At 47.6% G+C, this 17,886-nt stretch carries 17 protein-coding genes; 4 read left to right on the top strand and 13 right to left on the bottom strand.

Features of this window, described 5'->3' with window-relative positions; translation table 11 throughout:
• Window positions 1–52: 52 nt before the first annotated feature.
• Together P2G88_RS06740 and P2G88_RS06735 are read left to right on the top strand one after the other, a co-directional pair.
• Window positions 53–1,423: a hypothetical protein gene (locus tag P2G88_RS06740; RefSeq protein WP_275795033.1), complete on the top strand. Its 1,371-nt coding sequence runs from the start codon at window positions 53–55 to the stop codon at window positions 1,421–1,423.
• 1 nt (window position 1,424) lies between these two features.
• On the top strand, window positions 1,425–4,256 hold the full coding sequence (locus P2G88_RS06735) for a tyrosine-type recombinase/integrase (protein WP_275795032.1): 2,832 nt from the start codon (window positions 1,425–1,427) through the stop codon (window positions 4,254–4,256).
• A gap of 41 nt (window positions 4,257–4,297) precedes the next feature.
• Here the strand turns inward: P2G88_RS06735 and P2G88_RS06730 are convergent, their stop codons facing one another.
• Window positions 4,298–4,543, bottom strand: coding sequence for a helix-turn-helix domain-containing protein (locus P2G88_RS06730; RefSeq protein ID WP_275795030.1), 246 nt, complete (start codon window positions 4,541–4,543; stop codon window positions 4,298–4,300).
• Window positions 4,544–4,786: 243 nt separating this feature from the next.
• On the opposite strand from P2G88_RS06730, the gene P2G88_RS06725 reads away from it, so the two are divergent.
• Window positions 4,787–5,332: a hypothetical protein gene (locus tag P2G88_RS06725; protein WP_275795029.1), complete on the top strand. Its 546-nt coding sequence runs from the start codon at window positions 4,787–4,789 to the stop codon at window positions 5,330–5,332.
• 81 nt (window positions 5,333–5,413) lie between these two features.
• Here P2G88_RS06725 and P2G88_RS06720 read toward each other — a convergent pair whose 3' ends face one another.
• The 5 genes from P2G88_RS06720 to P2G88_RS06700 form a co-directional block, all read right to left on the bottom strand.
• Window positions 5,414–5,692, bottom strand: a complete 279-nt coding sequence (locus P2G88_RS06720) for a helix-turn-helix transcriptional regulator (protein ID WP_275795028.1) — start codon at window positions 5,690–5,692, stop codon at window positions 5,414–5,416.
• Complete coding sequence (locus tag P2G88_RS06715; protein WP_275795027.1) at window positions 5,685–7,016, bottom strand: HipA domain-containing protein; 1,332 nt, start codon at window positions 7,014–7,016, stop codon at window positions 5,685–5,687. The genes P2G88_RS06720 and P2G88_RS06715 overlap by 8 nt, the downstream gene beginning before the upstream one ends.
• Complete coding sequence (locus P2G88_RS06710) at window positions 6,988–7,287, bottom strand: hypothetical protein (protein WP_275795026.1); 300 nt, start codon at window positions 7,285–7,287, stop codon at window positions 6,988–6,990. Before P2G88_RS06710 ends, P2G88_RS06715 begins: the two co-directional genes overlap by 29 nt.
• A gap of 277 nt (window positions 7,288–7,564) precedes the next feature.
• Complete coding sequence (locus P2G88_RS06705) at window positions 7,565–9,562, bottom strand: VIT and VWA domain-containing protein (protein ID WP_275795025.1); 1,998 nt, start codon at window positions 9,560–9,562, stop codon at window positions 7,565–7,567.
• Window positions 9,552–9,962 (bottom strand): MerR family transcriptional regulator, encoded by a 411-nt coding sequence (locus P2G88_RS06700; protein ID WP_275795023.1) that lies wholly within the window; start codon window positions 9,960–9,962, stop codon window positions 9,552–9,554. Before P2G88_RS06700 ends, P2G88_RS06705 begins: the two co-directional genes overlap by 11 nt.
• 111 nt (window positions 9,963–10,073) lie before the next feature.
• Between P2G88_RS06700 and P2G88_RS06695 the strand changes: the two genes are divergently transcribed.
• Window positions 10,074–10,694: a hypothetical protein gene (locus P2G88_RS06695; RefSeq protein ID WP_275795022.1), complete on the top strand. Its 621-nt coding sequence runs from the start codon at window positions 10,074–10,076 to the stop codon at window positions 10,692–10,694.
• A gap of 1,000 nt (window positions 10,695–11,694) precedes the next feature.
• Here the strand turns inward: P2G88_RS06695 and P2G88_RS06690 are convergent.
• The 7 genes from P2G88_RS06690 to P2G88_RS06660 form a co-directional block, all read right to left on the bottom strand.
• Window positions 11,695–12,432 (bottom strand): hypothetical protein, encoded by a 738-nt coding sequence (locus P2G88_RS06690; RefSeq protein WP_275795021.1) that lies wholly within the window; start codon window positions 12,430–12,432, stop codon window positions 11,695–11,697.
• Window positions 12,433–13,326: 894 nt separating this feature from the next.
• Window positions 13,327–14,073 (bottom strand): hypothetical protein, encoded by a 747-nt coding sequence (locus P2G88_RS06685; RefSeq protein ID WP_275795020.1) that lies wholly within the window; start codon window positions 14,071–14,073, stop codon window positions 13,327–13,329.
• 210 nt (window positions 14,074–14,283) lie between these two features.
• On the bottom strand, window positions 14,284–14,793 hold the full coding sequence (locus P2G88_RS06680) for a hypothetical protein (protein ID WP_275795019.1): 510 nt from the start codon (window positions 14,791–14,793) through the stop codon (window positions 14,284–14,286).
• Entirely contained in the window at window positions 14,786–15,367 is a 582-nt protein-coding gene (locus tag P2G88_RS06675; RefSeq protein ID WP_275795018.1) for a DNA-binding protein, read from the bottom strand. Before P2G88_RS06675 ends, P2G88_RS06680 begins: the two co-directional genes overlap by 8 nt.
• 33 nt (window positions 15,368–15,400) lie before the next feature.
• Window positions 15,401–16,330, bottom strand: coding sequence for an HD domain-containing protein (locus P2G88_RS06670; RefSeq protein WP_275795017.1), 930 nt, complete (start codon window positions 16,328–16,330; stop codon window positions 15,401–15,403).
• 48 nt (window positions 16,331–16,378) lie between these two features.
• On the bottom strand, window positions 16,379–17,542 hold the full coding sequence (locus P2G88_RS06665; RefSeq protein ID WP_275795016.1) for a DUF3596 domain-containing protein: 1,164 nt from the start codon (window positions 17,540–17,542) through the stop codon (window positions 16,379–16,381).
• Window positions 17,535–17,774 (bottom strand): hypothetical protein, encoded by a 240-nt coding sequence (locus tag P2G88_RS06660; RefSeq protein WP_275795015.1) that lies wholly within the window; start codon window positions 17,772–17,774, stop codon window positions 17,535–17,537. Before P2G88_RS06660 ends, P2G88_RS06665 begins: the two co-directional genes overlap by 8 nt.
• Between the last annotated feature and the right edge of the window lie 112 nt (window positions 17,775–17,886).

Below are 17,886 nucleotides of genomic sequence, written 5' to 3'. Positions count from 1 at the left end.
TTAGGGTAAATTGTCCCCTGAACAAGGTCGTACATCTGTCAGTAAACATCATATGGCCAGAAGACAAAAACGGCTTTATGGTGACTATGAACTGCTGACCACATACGACATTTGTAAGTTAATACAGGTTTGCTCTGAAGATATTTCCAGAACTGAACATGCCCTACTTTTATCTTCACTTTTGACCGGTCGAAGCATTGAACAGTTACTTGATCCGGCAATTGATTTTAAGCGGAGTTCCCCTGCACTACCGCTGCAAGGGCATGGAGTTTTTTTCTCAAGTTGGCAGCTTCAGAACCAAAAAACTCTCTCAACAATAAGCTCTTTCACGCATGACTCTTTTTCCCAGGGAGCGACGTTGATAGCAATTGAAGTTACCGGCTCTTTGCAGAAATTGCGGAGGTTGGAAAGGGAGTGTCAGCCAACAGAAGAATCGCTACAAAGGTACCTTTCGAAGATAAATAGGTCCTACAACACGAGGTTATCGCTAGCCAGAATCCGACATCATTTTCATGTTTGGTGTGTGCAGTTTGGTATATCTGAAGTCGTTTATGCAGCAATATCTGGAAAGCCTATCGGTTATCACGCCGGAATCTACTATACCCGTCTGAGCAACAACGTATTACTCGAAAAGCTGCGGCAGTATTGGCAATGTTTATACAAGGGAACAGGGATAGAAGAACCATCTTTGCCGGAGATAGAGGCGAAACTATTTTGGGGTAGTAATCGCGTTCCCATTGATACTCAAGTCAGCAACTTTTACCGTGATACGGCAAAAATTGTTGGCCGCGCAAAGCGCGCGCCACGTCACTTGGACCTTCTACACGATTATTTTTGTGCCTATTGTTTGTTAATACTGATGCTGCTGACTGGACTGCGGCCTACCAACAAATTTTTCGGGCCAATCACCAACTTCGACTTATCAACCGGTTTTGTGGCAATAAAAGACAAGGGGGATGCGTCCAGACGCCATGTATACTTGCCCCCAAAAGGACAAACGCAACTTAAGCAATACTTAGATTTTCTGGAAGTGCTGAGTCGATACCTTCGATTTAGAGAGCCCGAGCAATACCAGGTTATCAAGGCGAAACTAAGCGGGAATGCTGACTTGTTTACATTTTTGGGGGAAAGAAATAGCTCTGCCAATAACGACCTTCAGCGTTTACGTGAACTCTTTGTTCACTACTACCCCATGCCCCTGAACTGGAACCGGCATCTCCTAAGAACGAAGCTGGAAAACGCAAAGTATCCTCCAGACATAATCGATCATTTTATGAATCATGAATCGAAGCTGGATAGTTCACACGGGCAATTTAGCAGTGTTTCAAGGGCTGCTCTAATAAATATTGCCCACTTCATCGAGAAGCAAACTGTCGATGAGTTGGGGATACCTTTGCTTGCCAACCCACTGAAAGGTAAGTGAATTGGCAAAGGCTATTCCCCATGCAATAACGTCAGATATGGAGCGTGATGCACGCCTGTTATCAGATTTTTATGCCGTCTTAATCGCTGATCTTGGTTCAACAACTCCCAGTTACATTTGCAACAGACATGATCGCGCGGCATTGGTTGCTGTTTTTGCAGCCATTCATGGTGGCCTGTGTCATAAGGAGGGGGTCACAGCTTTGATTAATCAGCTGCGCACGGCAAAACGCCCCTTGCTGCAGAGCGATAGTTGGCTCCATGTTGAGTTGGAGTTTCGAGCCGGTTGGGCTGCACTGAATCATAACCAAAATGGTGAACGTGTTACTTTGCTCAGATTCTTCCCGGACAAACTAACACTTTGTGCCATAAGCGCTTATTTGCGTCATCAAGAGCCAGCAGCCGAACAAGATCTAATCCAAGAGCAGGATTTATGGCAACTTATTACAGATTTATGGGGGCGCACAGGGCTAAAGAAACTTCCAAGTTTTGAGCGTTTTTGTAAGGCCGCAGCGGCAATGCTTTTGGCACGGAACAAAAACCTTCCCACTTTTCTAGTTAGTTATGCGCGTGGAGCAAAACATGCAGCGTCAATGCCACTGCAGTGCTTTCAATATTATCTGGGGCTAAAAACCAAACAAGCATTCCGCACAAATGCATTCAGTACCAAGCACACTGGTCAAAACTTTTTGCTCGGGTTTAATGATAGCCAGGAGAGCATTGACTGGGGAAGCATGGACGAGGCAAGTGCTTGGATTTCTCACATCAACAAAGCTCTAATCACTGACCCCACAATAACCCAAGACAATAACTGGCAACAAAAAATTGCAGAACGCTTGGAAGCCCTTTTGGGCGTTGATTCCCCAGTGTCGGTGAGAATCCTCGCGAGTCGCATGATAGACAAACTCATATCCAAACGTTGGAAAAGTACTGCAACGCCGAAGAAATACATGCAAGAGATAGGGGAGGTGTGGCTACGCAAAACCATCAATTTGTCGTTGCTAGAACTGGACTCGGATGAAGTTGAGGCTCTGCAAAACGACATCAAAAGCAATATTAAGAACCTGACTATTCAAAAGGTACTGAGGTTGCATGATCTAATCGAATTTGCAGTTTTGCGTTTTAATATGGCGCCTCCTGCGGATTTTGAGTCAGAGCTGATAAAAAAGCGGAAGTACGTTCGCTCTTTAGTGGTACCTGAAAGAATATTCCAGCAGACCCGTGCCGATATTCAGCAAATACTTTCAAGAGAGCCTTGTATGATTCGGCGCGGTGTCGACCTCCTCCTCATACTCGCGATGAGAACAGGGCTTCGGCCAAAGGAGCTCTACAAACTGAGGCTCTGTGACATTGAGCCTACGGGGGACTGGTTATTCGTTTGTTCAAACCAATATGGCAAGAACAAAACGACGACTTCCCGCAGACGCATCGACTTGGGACTTTTGCTTGCCTCAACTGAAAAACAACTTTTCAATGAATATCTGAAACGCAGAATGTTGTTCTGCGATAACAACAAGGGGGCACTGCTTTTTAGCAAAAGTCAGTTGGAGCAGATTCCTTATGCAGAGCAGGATATCAATGATCTTTTCTCACCCAGCATTAAAGCCTGTTTATTTATTGAGGCTCCCCTGCATCAGCTTCGTCACAGTTTCTCAACCAACCTGATGCTTACGCTGTTTGGCAGCGAGAAGCTTATTCGGACACTTACTCCGTATGACCTGAGTCATGCGAAAACAATGCGTAAAATGATTGGAGGGAAGCACTCGAGCAATCGGCTTTGGGAGGTCTCTGGAATGATGGGGCACCTCACGCCGGACGTGACATTAGCCTCATACTCACATGCTGTAGACGTGCTACTCCACCAATATGTGGATAACGCTGATATCCACAAATCACTAAATTTTTGGCAAAACTTGTGCGTGATTTCCGAGCGAAAGATTCGCCCTCTCCGAGCTTTGGTAGATAAGAATAACTGTCTCAATATAGACGATGTGATGCCTTACATCAGAGCAAAACTAAACACCGCCATCATTAACAGTGCCGAGAAGGACAGACGTAGACTAGGCGTAAAGCCTGTCGCAACCAGCACTGAATCCATAGATATTGAGCTTTGCATTAAAGTCTTGCAGTTGAGAGATAAAGGACATCCAATTCAAGAAATTTGTAAAAGGGTACCGACCGACCCAAGGCTGGTCGATAGATGGATAGAGATGGCCTCATCCATCAAAAGCATGTTCATCACAAAAAAGAAACAAAGCCGACTTTTTCCCGCAAACTCAAATGCACTTTGTCCACCGGGCCCAGCAAGCAAAGCGGAAGTTGCTGTTCTTAGCAGCATGCAAAGCGCTTTTGAATATCACTTTATCAAGCGTAGAACTGAGCTTACCTGGTGCATGGGATACGTGTTGAACAATGTCTTGGCTAGCCACGCTTACATAAAATTTATTGAACCAACACATCTACATAAATTCCTTAAAATAATGGATAGGCTGGTCCATCCTGACTTATGGTTGCTGGAAGTTGATGTTGGAAATGTTGAGCAACATCGCTCAATGTGGCGTGTAAGGGAGAGTTTGAAAATCAGGTTTTGCCAGAAGACCGTTGATCGCTATACCCACTATCCATGTGGCTTAGGGCGCCTTTATTTTTTACACCCAGAATGGCAGCAGGTGCTGAGGACTACCAAAATCAGAGGAAGTAAGTACGCTAGCCAAGCATTGCAGTACTTACTTCACACCAATGCAATCTTTCATGCAGGGATGGATGAAAGCCCCGAGCCAAATCATCTACTAACGTATCTTGCTGTTTCAGACTCGTCATTTGTGCACCCTTAACGTCATTAAACCCACTCATTACTTATTAAAAATATTGAGGTCTACCAGCTCTCATCCCATGCCTGATCTCGACTGTCACCACGGCGTTTGACTTCAAGTTGCAAATCAAGTGCTGCCAAGATTTTGAACAGCGTCTCCAGCTTCGATGACTCGGTGTTGTTTTCAAAATCTGAAACCGTGGCAATGCGCATGCTGACACGCTCGGACACTTGTTTTTGGGTTACACCTATCTTTTTTCGGTGCACTCTGATGGCATTGCCGAGTTGATCGGGGCGGGTAATATTCATCTTTGTGCCTTACATCGAATTTACGTTGTGGCGTAATATTAAGGAAGTTACGCCATGGCGTAAATGAGGGGGCCTTCGCTCTAACGAAATCCCAATATTCTTTCGACAATATTTGCCACTAAATTCAACGGAAAGTATCGATTTACAAGGGCTGTAGGCTCTTTTTTGTTAGTCGCTTCCGGTCGTTTTGGGGATTTATGTGCAAATATCTGGCCCATCAACCACCGCGTGAGGGACCACGATATGAGCCAAAAACTCCCCGAAATTACCTGGCTGGCGGCCAAGGATATCCATGCCGCCAGCTTTATCCACCCGCTGGCAAAACCTCTGTTCGAGTTAACCAATAGCTTCAAGTACCGCTGCAATGTAAAGCAATTGCATGCCAATGGATTAGGCATGAAAACAGCAGAAATACCCTGGGCGGTGAAAAGCGAAGACAAAGCTGGAATCTATAGTGGCTGGCAAGCCCTGACGGACGCCTTTTGCCCCCTACCCGAAAGATTACCGGTGTTGCTGTTCCATGATCTCCCGAATAAAGTCATTGAGACAGAGGCCATCTGTTACGCCTTGCAACTGATCAGTCGGCAGCTTCATCACAGGCATTTCGCCGGCCACTATTTTGATTTAGCAAACAGAGTTGCACCTCATGATCTTGCCGCATTACTTGGTGGAAAGTCAGATAAAAAGCCTTTGGAGCGGGTTTATAGGCATTGCCGGATGGACAAAAAAACCTTGGAGCGTCAATACCGAGCTTTGGCGCAGCAATTCCAACCTCTGAACAAATTGTAAGAGGCTTAAAGTATGTCAGTTGAGATAGAGTAAGTGGATTCTATGCAACTGAAATCAGGCTCTTGCAACCACGCATGCGAATCATAGCGAGGTTTTCACACACTTGGCGCTTAGGGTAAAGCCGCCAGGGGCTAAGAGTTTATTGATAACCGACAAGCGCGCGTCGGTATTGCCTTTTTCCACATCGCGCAGGGTTTTGTCGGACACTTTAATAAAGCGTGCATACTGGGTTTGCGTCATGCCGTACAACTCGGTGCGTATGGCCTTGATGGCTTCACCGATGGATAACTCATCTTGCGCCAACTGCTTTTCAATGGCTTGCATGATAGCTTTTCGCTCGGCGACAGAAAGGTTAGCCATGTTGTACCCCCATGTTATCTAGCTTTTGCGCAATATAATCAAAGCCAATAGCTGGGAACTCGAGAATATCCATTGGGCAACCTAATTCGTTGAGCAATGCTTTGAGGGGGAGGAGTTTTACTGCCAGCATGTTGAGGTATGACATTAGCTCCTCCGGTTCACAAAAAGTGGCCAGCTCTTGGGCTACCTTGTTAAATCTGACCGTTCCGGAGGATTCACACCCACGTCCCCACTTGAATAGTCTGGTTACCATCTCTGGGTCGGCTTTCATTGGGGCGAAGTCGTAGATAGGGGCAAACCTGATCTTCCCTTCTTGTTTTAAAAAGGAAATATTACGGCCGTGGTTATCCGAGTTGCCAAAGACTTGGTTAAGGAAATCTCGAGCTACATATTGCTTTGCAAACTCTGCTGAAGTCATTGGGGTGCAACGACTGATTTTTTGCCATACCGCTTCCATCACAAAAAAGTGGTCTTGGTAACTGCCTGGCTCAGCATTAATAATGGAGTAAACGCTTTCCAGGCCAAGACGACTGGCCAGAGTATTGATTATCTCGATGTCAAAACGTGGTAGCCAAAGACTTACCTGCCCATCGTGATCGAAGGTCATCATGCGACTGACATCTATGGATTCGATATTGGTCCCTGCCAGGATCTTCGCTAATGCTTGGTAAAAGATCCCTTCGGCGCGCAGAATGTCGTTGTCCCGTTTGCTGCGCGTATTGCGCGCAAACTTGGTCAAATAGGGTGTGGCAGTTAAAGGTTTCCCTGCAAAATCACCATCGATATAGACTTCCTCTTCTTCTACCATCAATAACAATTTTGGCGCTACACCACCTGCGCCAGTCGCCCCGCCTACGGCCGCACCGTGCTCATTGGCGTATTCCAGAAAGTCGTGCTGCAAGGTGACAACGTCTTGCAACGAAAAACGTTTATCACTCTTGAAAGTGGGTTGGGTGGCAGCCTCTTTAATGCGAAGGTTACCCACCGGTGCCATGCAAGCGTGGATGAGTAGGGCGTAGTTTTGTGAAAATTCATTACTCCTGCTTAAGTTCAGATGCTTGAGCCACCACTCTTTGGATTTTCCGACGGGCAGAAGGTCGTCCAATAGTGCCGGCCAGTTTGGATATTCAACGGGGATAATGCTGACCGGCGCATTGACGGAGCATGCCCAACTATCTATGGCCTCATAACTCAGACAGTTCGCCATGTAGTCAGGAAAGTATGCCAAGGTGACAGGTGCTGCCATTTGCTCCTTGTCGAAAAGCAATTCAGCAGCATCCCACCATTGTCCCCTGTTAAATAACTGTAGAGTGGCCCTTTTCATTAATCCTGCGGTAGTTTGTTACTGTATTTTGGATAAGATAGATAAAAAAACGGTAGTAGTCTACCGTTTTTGTGAGCTGTTGGATTTTAATGGGTAACAAACTACCGAATTTTGTTTCGGATGAATCATTTTCCGGTAGTTTGGTTCCGCAGCGAAGGGGGGCTTCATCTCCATCGCCACTGGTGATATTTTCCCATCGTCTTTTCTGACATAAATGCCACTTAGCACAAGATGCCAGCAACCAATCCACCATGACATAGATGTTGGCCAAGGGGTGCTGTGACTTCCTTATATCCGGGACCGAAGATGCACGCGCGGAGATGTTTCATCCCCAATATTGTGGTTACGAGTTCTTTGTCTCACCCAATATCATCCACTCGGTGGACATGGTGTTGGTGATGCATCCAAGCCTTGCCAGTATGCAAGAAAAGTTGAATCAGCAAATGGCCAGATTTATCCAATCAGGGAAGCGTGACGCCTCTATAAGGCGTCTCGTTGGCAAGGATGTGTTTCCTAAGTTGGCTTGCTCCCTGCAAAGTACAAAACCCCTATGCTGCTGACGGCTTTGCTATTAATTGCTGCTTGATATCCAACATGGCCTGCTGGGGAATATCCTTTTGCCAGCGGGCTAACCGCCGCTGTAACCGCTCAGTGACCGTCAGGCCATGATGAGTGGTGTATTGATCAAGGTAGCCAACGACCATCGCCCACAATGGCACTTTATGGTGTTTGGCGAGTTCAGTTAGTGATTTGATATCGGCCTCTTCGAACCCAAGGTCCCTCAGCAGTTCCTCATCGATGCCGCGCTTTAAGAAAAAGCGGCCATCAATTTGGTCTAGCAGTCGCTGTTCGGGTGTGCTTTGCTCAGGCCGCTCTACCCGTAAAAAGGCGGGGATGTCGTAGTAACTCACATTTGACTCGCACAGCTGTATGCAACTGACGCTCGCAATATTAAGCATCTGCGGCACAACCGTTATTTGTGCTTCGCCTTCAACCTGCGCTCCTGAGTTGTCCACCATTATCAGGCTGGTGTATTGGCATAGAATGCCCAACTGCTCGGCCAAATTGGTGCCTGCACTGTGCTCCAGTTCCACTATTTGCCGCAAGGCACCCAATTGCACCAGCGCTTTAGCCCAATCGCCTTTTAGTCTTTCCATTGCTACCGGGTTGCCATCGGCACTTTGCATATGGCTAGCCTCGCCACTCAGCTTGGCCATCATCAATTGCGGCAAGTTGCTGTAGGTCTTACGGGGTATGGTGTGCCAGGCTGGCGCCGGTTCTATATGCAATGAGCTGACATCACTTACATGGCTCATGGCATGGGCTATATCCATGATGGCGTGACTCAACTCGCCATTGGGATTGACCACACGCAAGACACCGCCGCTTTGGTCGGTAAGCCGATGCAGCAGGTATTCATTGACCCCGTAGCCAACACCAATGGCATGCAGGATGCAGTTACGCTGCTGGCACAGCAACTGGATGGCGGCAAAGTCTTCTTCCGTGAGATTGGTTTGTCCATCGGTGATGAGTAGTAGATGATTTATCTCATCAGTCTGCACCGGCAGTGATTTCAGGGCACTTAGCAGAGCTGCACAGATTTCGGTACCGCCCATATCCGCGTTCATGCGTTCAATATATTGGCGTAAGCGCTTGCCGGCCTCGCCTTCCAGCGTTTGTGCACAGCCAAACAGAGTTTCATGGTGGCTGCCAAAGGCCGTCAGGTTAACCTTGGTGTTTTGCGCTAAGGTGCCAAGTAGGGTTTTCATAGCTTGCCGGCACAGGGCTATGCTGGCTCCCGACATGGAGCCGGAACGATCCAGCACCATATGCAAATTATGCTGGGACGCTTGCGCTGACTGTTGCTCGCTTGGGCTAAGGTATCCCAGTAGATAGTGTTGCCCGGCGTATTCGCCGCTAAAGCAGCGCTGCTTGGCATCTACTTCCAGGGTGAAGAAGATATCCCGGTCCATAAACCCGCTAAAGCACAGCTTGTCTTCACCGTCTGCCTGTATTGGGTGGGAAGAAGAGGTGAACTTCAGAGGCTCATCACTGATCACCCTAGCCAAAAAAGGATACTCAGCCAGTAAATGGTACTCGGGGTCGATGTCATTCCCACTTTGGCCATAGCGCGGGGCAATATTGGTCGGTAGGCGATAGGTCAGCTGGCGGCCACCATGGTAGCTGCTTAACACCTGCGCAATACGAAGCTCTATCTCGATACTCTCCCCGGCATCCAGGTTGCCAATATTGATGGCATATACCCCATCGCGCAGGGACTCAATCAGCACAGTGCGCTTGTTATCGAACATGGCCTCTTCGTATTCTTTGGCGGCCTGATTGCGCTGCATCAGCTTGGCGCAAAAATGGTGGCCATCAACCCAGGCTTCGCAAGCAAGCACCGTCGCCATGCGCGGCAGGGTGAAATGGTAAATGGCCTCGATGGGAGTGCTTTGCTGGTTGTCATAGTGCAAGCGATAGCGGGTGATGGCCAATATGCCCTTTATTTCGACATCAATGCTGGCAGATAAAGGATTAATGCTCATCTTGGTTTCCTTGTTGCTGATTGAGGTAATCACCAATGATGCTGGCTAAACCGCGCACCGCCTCATCGCTGAGCTGATTCTTTCTAGGGTCGATATCCAATGTGATGCCGCTGGCAATTTGCATGCGGGTAATCACCCTGACATCGCCTATATCCATATCATCAGATGATGCAGACCCTTCCTCATCCTTACCCAGCAAGGCCGCAATCCGCGCCAGATTAAGACCGGCTTCCTTGTACTTTCTTACTTGCAGCAATTGCTCTACATGGCGTGCGGTGTAGCGGGGCGTTTTCCTGGCACCAAAGGGGGCCTCCACCAAGCCTTTTTGGATGTAGTAGCGGATAGTGCGCCGCGCCAGGCCGGTTAGCTGCTCAAGTTCATCGAGGTTGTAGTCGGTCATGCTTATTTGACATAATATAAAACACCAATAGTGTTATATAAATCCATGTGGGATTTGTCAAATACAGAAGTGCTTACTGCCAACAGTGAACCACGAAAGGATAAGTAGACCTTGGACACCTACCTAAAAGAAAGGATCAGAAATGTTTATCCAACCGGTTTTATTAGCGAGCCGGACACTGAGCAATTTGATGCCAACAACATGCTCAGACGACTGACCCATGTGCTCCAACTGAGCAATATCCAGTTACCTTTGTATTACCGAGGATCAAGCCATAGGCGTGGCCCGCCTATCTACGATCTTGCTTTTACACACCGAAATACAAGGGATATGGATATGTGGGTTGCGCTAAGCAACGCCGAGAAAATCGCCCTGATAAGGGAATGGCGACATCCTTTCACGGTGCTATCAATAAGTGTTAGCCGGGTGGCGGATTTTTATCTTTGCCACTTTAACCATTGGCACCCAAGAGGGGACACAGGGTACCTGGATGCAATTAGCACTGAGGAACCATCATCTGAATGGCAAGGGTATAAAGAAGGGCTGTGCAGATTATTGCAGGTACAGGGTTTCAAGGATGCCACAGCACTGCCCCTTGAACAGATTGTTCCCGGCACAAAGGCTTGGGGAGGTGATGAGGTGCCAGATGATGATCCCAGGTGGGAAGACATTGAATTCGATCCCGAGCCTGTCCCCGCTACCTTGTATCAGTGCCTATATGGAGAGTGGTGAGCCGATTCACGCTTTAAAAGTCGAAATTTCACATAATTGCTGGGGTGTGTATCACTAAAAATAAATATCTTTCTTCTTTTCTTAAATTCGCTCAGAAAGTTAGTGCTGAGGAATGCCAAATCCTTTGAATAAGACAACTTTGCAGCCAGGGGGATGCATTGTGTCAATTCTCTGGGTTTATCGGATGCGACAAATGCCTTCTTAGAATAGGCCAAGTGTAAAGGTGGAGTTAGGTACACAGATAGATCGTTGTGAACATCCATTTGAAAGCTGACTTCAATGGATATACAGATAGTGTTCTGACACGTTCCGGCTATTTCTATTTCATGTACCCAATCACTGATGGAGCGAATCCGTATATTATGAGAACCATCCATCCATGAGATTTTCCGATTGCAGGACACTGGTAATTCTCGGTTTATACCATTTTCACCAAATCGGACATGCCCACGAATAAAAGATGCGCCATCTTGCAAGCCGATGTAGTACTTCCTGGTCTTATGGTTAACGGAATCCGGAAATACTCTGATTAAATAGTCTGCGAAGACATAATTGTTCAATACGCGAATTTCCGCAGTGACAGTTGGTGTATTTGTTCCATGCATAACTATTTTCCCCCGATGGTAATAGTGTGTTTTGCTTCCTGCTCCCTAGAACACTCGTATGTTTTTTTACTTTCTTCAAGTGGTTTTTAATCTGTTTCATCGGGGTTTTTTCTTAAAGTTTTATCTAAGAAAATGATTGCATTGTTTTTAATGGGGAATATTTGCGTTGGTTGGAGAAAAATAATTTTCATTGAGAATGAAATTAGTTTTTCTAGAAGTCGTTTCAGCTATGTCGAGCGGTATGGTCACTTGCGACTATAGTAGATATTGCCTATTGTCACTGGCAGCCAGCCGTCCCTTCCGAGAGAACCCTCTATTCGGAAGAAGTACCCAGCCCCGCGTTTATCCTCTGGGGCTGGGATGCTGGCGTCATACTCATCACGCCACCTGGGCAGTTAACCTGCTTCTGAGTACAGTTCGGAGTCTTCATGCTCATAAATGTAGGAGATGAGGTCAGATAGGCTGCAGCCCCAAGATGCTAGCCATTGCTCAGCTTCTTCTCCCAAAACATCACAGATAGTCGCAAGCAGTTGACCATGCGACTTACAGGAAAGCAGGGGATGCACATGGTCAATATGGCTGTGAAACCATTCACCAATCAACTTCCGCTCAGATCCAAATTCTTTGGCTTTATTCAAAAGTTCATCCGGCAAATACTCCAAAGAGTCTGCAGAGCCTTCCTCAAGCGATTCGCTTACGAATGCTCTGAGCTCTGCGACATCTTCCTTGGTTAGACTGCGCTGACCAAGCTCAAGGTAACGGATATTGGGATGCCAAAGTCCTCTGCCATGGTCTTCGTACAGGTGAGGTAATAACTGAAAGTCATCTTTCCAAATGCCAAAATACAGGCTCCAATCCTGTCCTCGTGGCACATAACAGGTTGTTAAGTCCGCAAAAACATAATTCAGATCTTCAACATTTATGTTCTGCTGGAGACTTTTCATTATGCTCCCTGATTCTATCAATACAAGCTTACGCTTATTCATTGCATTGAAAGAATCAAACCCGATTGCTTTAGCAAATTCATTTCGCCAATTATTAAGTTTCCAAGCTGCTTGATTTCTTAATGGAGAGATGATTTTCTGGTCAATTATTGAAGGTGACAAGATTAAGGCTGGTGAGAAAGCTAACATATAAACACCTGTGTTAATTAGTCATTAGTCTAGTGGGCGCTGGTAGCTGCAAGACTGACAATTAAATATGTCGTATCATGGCTAGCAGAGTGTTTGTTATGTGGGTTTTCTGCGCCCGCAGATGGCCACCGCCGCTGATTAGATTATTCGTTTTTTGTTTCTTGTCAACTGCCGGAAACCCCAAAATATTGATTTTAATTGAAAATGATATTTGCGAGAAAAACCTTTTTGAAACAATTTCGTTGTTTTTAGTGTGTTATTTTTCTCTTGGGTGGATGTGAAATTATTTTTTAAGAAAATGAAAAAAATTCTCAAAGTCCTTCAAAGTTCAACATCGAGCTTCTTGGGGCGGTTACTTTCCCTTAAACCATTAGGTATTGTTGGTGGCAGCCAGCCGCCCCTTCCGAAAGAACCCTCGATTCGGAACAAGTACCCAACCTCGCGTTTATCCTCTGGCGCTGGGATGCTGGTCTATCAAAGCCTTACCCCAAGAGCTGGGTAACATTGTTGCGAGCTTCTCCGGGTCTCGGGCCGTAGTAACTCCGTGTCTTTCTGATATAGTGATTTGGCCTAGTGGGTCGGTCGGGCGAATGCAAGTCGTGGCAATACGTCAAGGAGTATAAGCAGTTATGCAAACCCTTAAAGGTCTTTGTGTTGGACTCGTCAGTTACGTAGCACTCTATGCTGTGGCGCTTTTATACACTGGCTTCACCATCACAGATCGATCATTGCTGGTGTTGGTTTGGTTGCTTCTCACGTTCTTGTGCTTGGGGAGAGGGATAGCAATAGTCCTCAGCTACGCCCATCATATTAGTGCTTGGGGAGAGCGCTAATATGATGGGGAATCAAGGCAAAAAGAACACCTGTGACTTTACGTGAGTGATGGATTTCTAATTACAGAAGCCCTTCCAGTAACTCCTGTGCTTGTTTTTTTGTCATTTTTCCTGTTATTTCCAGCTTCTTTTGCAATGAGTTAGAGAAAGAAGTTTGATTAAAACTAATATTTTCCTTCTCGAAAACTCTATCAAAGAATTTCTCAATATTTTTTATTTTATCCTGATTGGATAGTTTTCCGTATGTGTAGAGTGGCTTTCCTATCAGTAGTTTAATTGGGTCGCGACTTTCGGCGTCAGCTGGCCTATCTTTTCCGTTTAAAATGTCTTTCTCGCAATAGCCTAGGAAAACTCTATCTCTAGAGGAGCTAGTTATTTCTCTTGCTACAGCTTCAAAAATACGCCTGTCCTTTAAATATAGTATGCTTAAACATTTTTGATAAATTTCCTTGTCATTCCCTTCGCATACTGCATCAGCCAGCAGATCTATTGTGGATATATCCTCAACTAATATTATTGGTCTTGACAAGTTTTCTGTTGAATTAATCGATTCCAAGTAGTCGCTATTTTTTATTTTATAAGGTTTAAGGATTTCAAATAAAATTGATTTTATCTCGTCGGGTAATTGGTCTACTTCACTGAGTGTCCAGTTTCTGTAGATGAACTCTGCTACTTCTGTGGCAATAGGATAAGTTGTGGTGTCACAGAGACTCAGGCGTGAACACGCTTCACTAATAGAAAGACCGTCTTCGCTCCATTTTCTATAGCGCTCCTCATACCCGTTAAAAAAATCATCAGTTAGACACATGCTTATATTCTCCAAGTGTTCTGTTTAAGCTCAGCGTAGATGCAAAGTTTGGAGCACTCAAATACTTTCACTAGCTCGTGAGATGGCGATCCCTTTTATTCAGGATCTTTTTGAAGAGATCGGTAGAAATTAGATCCAGCTATGATCCTTTTCAAAAATTAATTTTTGTGTGAACCATTTATGGGGATCGCCTGAAGGTCTGGATATGGCTCAGTGCCTACTGAACATATCTTCTGACATCAACACGCCACCGGTTGCTAATGCCAGTATCTCCGGGCAGATTTGCATGGTGGCGAGTTCTTTTTGGTAGGTCATCAGCAGCTCGCCGGCGAGGCGAAATTCGAGTTGGGTCATAAACGCTCTCATGCCGGTACTGATTTTGTAGTCAAAGAGGTTGTTGGCGATGCACTCAAAGCCGCTGAGTAGGTAGCGAATGGCCATCATATTGGATTGGATGGGTCCGTGTTGGTTGTTGCGGGGCGACAATGAACGGCCCAAACGCAGCATGCTAAACGGGCAGGCACAGCTACCAAAGAACTGCAAAATGGCTTGGGCTTTGACATCGGTGGCCGGCTCCAGGCAATGCCCCTTGAAGTGGGTGTCATACCATAGCACCCAATTGCCATCGGTGAGCTCCATCTGGTACTGAAATTCCCTGTCCAATTGCTTGAGCAAGGTCTTGCCGGCCAGGGCCGTAAAATCGCAAATATCGCTATGCATTCTGTTTTATCTCCTGGGGCTGTGGCGCGGTTTTGTGTTTGGGGTTTCTGTTTTCATATACTGAAAGCCGGCCTCGTAGTTCCGAGTTTTCAATCAGCAGCTTGGCGTTCTGGTCGGCGAGTTGCTGAAGCTCTTGCTGGGTATCGGCCAATTCCGATTCCAGGCGGGTGATGGACTGATCCGCTGCTTGCTCGCATTCCTGCAAGTAGCTCAGCTTTTCCTGATGGGCCTTGTCCATGGCCTTGATGCGCTTCTCGAAGAGTTGCTGGCTTTTGCTGTAGGCCTCTATGGCCAACTGCTCCAAGGCTTCGCTTACACGCGACATAAGCTGTGAGGCTTGCCCGGCGTAGTCGTCGGGTAGGGCATCAAAACCTAACTCCTGGTGTGTTTTGGGCAGCAATTCCTGTTGGCGCTTGGCATTGAAGGCCTCCCAGATGGCTTTGATGCGTAGCAGCCCGCCGCGATAGCCAAGATGGGCACGAATGGCGCCAGGGTTTGGCGTTTTGCCCAACCCTTCCAGCTCTAATCCCGCTTGGATAATGGCTTTTTCCGCTACATCAGGATGTCGGGCCATAGCCTGCTCCTTTGATTAATTGCATTAATTTAATTAGTTGGCTGCGCGTTCACGCATGATGTCGGTGACATCATCGAAAATCGGCAGGCTCGCCACATTGCTTGGGGTTTTGGCGCTAAGTCTATCTGCCCGCTGCACATGCCGCGCTACACGGGTTTGTGGCTTGTAGCCAAAGCGGGCGTTGGGCGAATAGCAGGTCCAGGCATGGCGCAGCTGATGGGCAATCTTGGGGGCTTCTTGTTCCAGCGCTCGAAGCGGTTCAGCGCAGATTTCCAGGGTCAGTTGACTGTGATCCACCAACTCGCCAATGGCCGTGCGGGTCATATCCGGGGTCAAGGTCAGGGTTTTGCCAATATCATGTAAAAGCGCTGCGACTACGGCGATATCCCGCTCCAGGGTTGAAAGCTCCTGAACACCGGCCACATCCCAGGCAATCTCCACCGAATGTTGTAACAGCCCACCGCGATAGGCGTGATGATGACGCAGGCTGGCCGGGCATTGTAAAAAGCGCAGGCCTACCCATTGTTGCAATAGCACCTGGCGCAGGAAGCGGCGAAGCAAGGGATGCTGCAGCCTGCTGGCCAGTACTATTAGCGCATCAAAGGTTTCTGGATTGGAGCAGAAAGAGCGCGGTAACACCGACAGATCCATCCCCAGGGTGGTTTCATCGGTGGTGGGTAGCAGGTTCTTGCAGCGGTAGTAAGCCGTACCCTGGTTTTGGCGAAGGGCAGCCTCCACCAAAATCATCGAATGGGGCTGCAAACGATGCGCCATCAGGTCTGGATTATTGCAGTACACCTTAAAGTCACCGGAGCCGTCAGACAGGTTCAACGCCCAACAGGGCTGACCCTGTGAGTCGGCTTTGGTGACGAGTCCGGTTAGAAAGTAACGGCCCATAAAACGGTGGTAGTTGGGCACATCGACAAGCAAAGGTTGCAGGGAATCGATTGGTAAGGCGTTCATAACGGCCTCCTAATGCTGCTGGAGTTGAAAGGGGGGAAACGGGTTGGGTTAAGCCGAGACTATCTGGCTAAACAGATTGTCTGCGGCACTGCCGTCTTGCCGGGTAAGGTTGGGCACGTAGCGGCTGTAGGTGCGAAACAACATCTCGGTATTGGCATGGCCCATCTGCTGGGCAATCCACTCCGGATTCTCGCCGCTGGCCAGCCACAAGGTGGCCGCCGTATGGCGCATTTGATAGGGCACCCGCTTGCGAATGCCTAAGCGCCGTAGCAGCGGATACCAAATAGTTTTGGTAACCTGGTTATGATCCAGCGGCCGGCCGTCGGCATGGCAAAACACATAGCTAAGGTGGCCGGTGCGCGCCTGCATGCGCCGCATGGCGGCATACACCACGTCGCTCATTTGGATATCCCGTTGGGAGAAATCGTTTTTGGTGTACTCCTCATGACCGGACACCAAGGTTTCGCGCACCGAAATAACCCGGCGTGTGAAATTCACATAGCGCCATTTCAGCCCGTCGATCTCGCCGGTACGCATACCGGTGAAGATGCGCACCGTGAAATAGTCGCGAAAATCCACACGCACATTGTCCAGGATCAGGCTGATTTCCTCCGGCGTCAGCGGGTGGATATCGGTGCGTGGGATCTTAAGGGGCTTGATGCCACGGTATGGTGTGGTGAAATCATAGCGATCGGCCGCCTCATTTAAGATCATGCGCAGCATTTTCATATGCCGGTTCACGTGGGTGGCGGAAAACACCTCACCGTTTTGTTTGCGAGTTTTTGCCAGCTCAGTACGAAAATGCAGTAACTGCGCCTTACTGATGTCATTTACCCGCATCTCACCAAAGTACGGCACCAGGCGGTTAAACACCACATTGCACACCGTTGCCCGGTAGCTGCGTCGCCACTGCACCTCCATCTCGGTGAACCAGGTTTGTGCAAAGTCGGCAAAAAGCGGCGCGCTGGCTGCCTGCTCGGCAATGGCCTTATCCACTGGAATCACCTTGGCCAGCATACTGCTGTTGGGAAAAGTACGGGCATAGTCAAAGCTACCCAGCAGAATCTCCGCCTCGATTTTCTCCAGTACCCCCTGCAACTTCTTGCGGTTAGCCGGTGTATCGCGCAAGTCTGTCTGCTCGCGGCAGCGCTGATTACGGTAACGAAAGTCCAGATACAACTTGCCGTACTTGCGTGCATTGATACTACCCATGGCAAAGCCCTCCCTTACTCATGGGAATGGCCATGGCCTGCTGAGAAAACTTACGCATATCCTTTTGGATAGCTTCCCAGTCATACAAGATCTTGCGCCCGCCAAAGGGCCGGATATAGTGGATCCCTTCAATTAGCACGGAGTCTTTTAGTTGCTCGCGAATCGTGCGGCAGTCGTATTTGATGAGCTTGGCCAGCTCAGCGGTCGTGACATAATTTGACGTGGTTTGCATCGCGTTCACCTCTACTGCATGTTAAGCTAGGCGGCAAATATTCATTCAGTAAACCAATTTGCCATCCTGAATGACATTTTGCATCAAAAAATGCACTTGTCAATGGCTTTTT

Source organism: Aliiglaciecola sp. CAU 1673 (assembly GCF_029223185.1).
Lineage (GTDB): Bacteria > Pseudomonadota > Gammaproteobacteria > Enterobacterales > Alteromonadaceae > Bowmanella.
Note: the sequence above shows the minus strand (reverse complement) of the source record. Positions and strands in the feature narration are given on the sequence as shown.

Bases quoted from the DNA above. Each gene is read 5' to 3' on its own strand.
- P2G88_RS06690 (WP_275795021.1), bottom strand. From the start codon at position 12,432: ATGTTAGCTTTCTCACCAGCCTTAATCTTGTCACCTTCAATAATTGAC.
- P2G88_RS06670 (WP_275795017.1), bottom strand. From the start codon at position 16,330: ATGAACGCCTTACCAATCGATTCCCTGCAACCTTTGCTTGTCGATGTG.
- P2G88_RS06700 (WP_275795023.1), bottom strand. From the start codon at position 9,962: ATGACCGACTACAACCTCGATGAACTTGAGCAGCTAACCGGCCTGGCG.
- P2G88_RS06705 (WP_275795025.1), bottom strand. From the start codon at position 9,562: ATGAGCATTAATCCTTTATCTGCCAGCATTGATGTCGAAATAAAGGGC.
- P2G88_RS06720 (WP_275795028.1), bottom strand. From the start codon at position 5,692: ATGGCTAACCTTTCTGTCGCCGAGCGAAAAGCTATCATGCAAGCCATT.
- P2G88_RS06725 (WP_275795029.1), top strand. From the start codon at position 4,787: ATGAGCCAAAAACTCCCCGAAATTACCTGGCTGGCGGCCAAGGATATC.
- P2G88_RS06660 (WP_275795015.1), bottom strand. From the start codon at position 17,774: ATGCAAACCACGTCAAATTATGTCACGACCGCTGAGCTGGCCAAGCTC.
- P2G88_RS06730 (WP_275795030.1), bottom strand. From the start codon at position 4,543: ATGAATATTACCCGCCCCGATCAACTCGGCAATGCCATCAGAGTGCAC.
- P2G88_RS06685 (WP_275795020.1), bottom strand. From the start codon at position 14,073: ATGTGTCTAACTGATGATTTTTTTAACGGGTATGAGGAGCGCTATAGA.
- P2G88_RS06740 (WP_275795033.1), top strand. From the start codon at position 53: ATGGCCAGAAGACAAAAACGGCTTTATGGTGACTATGAACTGCTGACC.
- P2G88_RS06665 (WP_275795016.1), bottom strand. From the start codon at position 17,542: ATGGGTAGTATCAATGCACGCAAGTACGGCAAGTTGTATCTGGACTTT.
- P2G88_RS06680 (WP_275795019.1), bottom strand. From the start codon at position 14,793: ATGCATAGCGATATTTGCGATTTTACGGCCCTGGCCGGCAAGACCTTG.
- P2G88_RS06675 (WP_275795018.1), bottom strand. From the start codon at position 15,367: ATGGCCCGACATCCTGATGTAGCGGAAAAAGCCATTATCCAAGCGGGA.
- P2G88_RS06715 (WP_275795027.1), bottom strand. From the start codon at position 7,016: ATGAAAAGGGCCACTCTACAGTTATTTAACAGGGGACAATGGTGGGAT.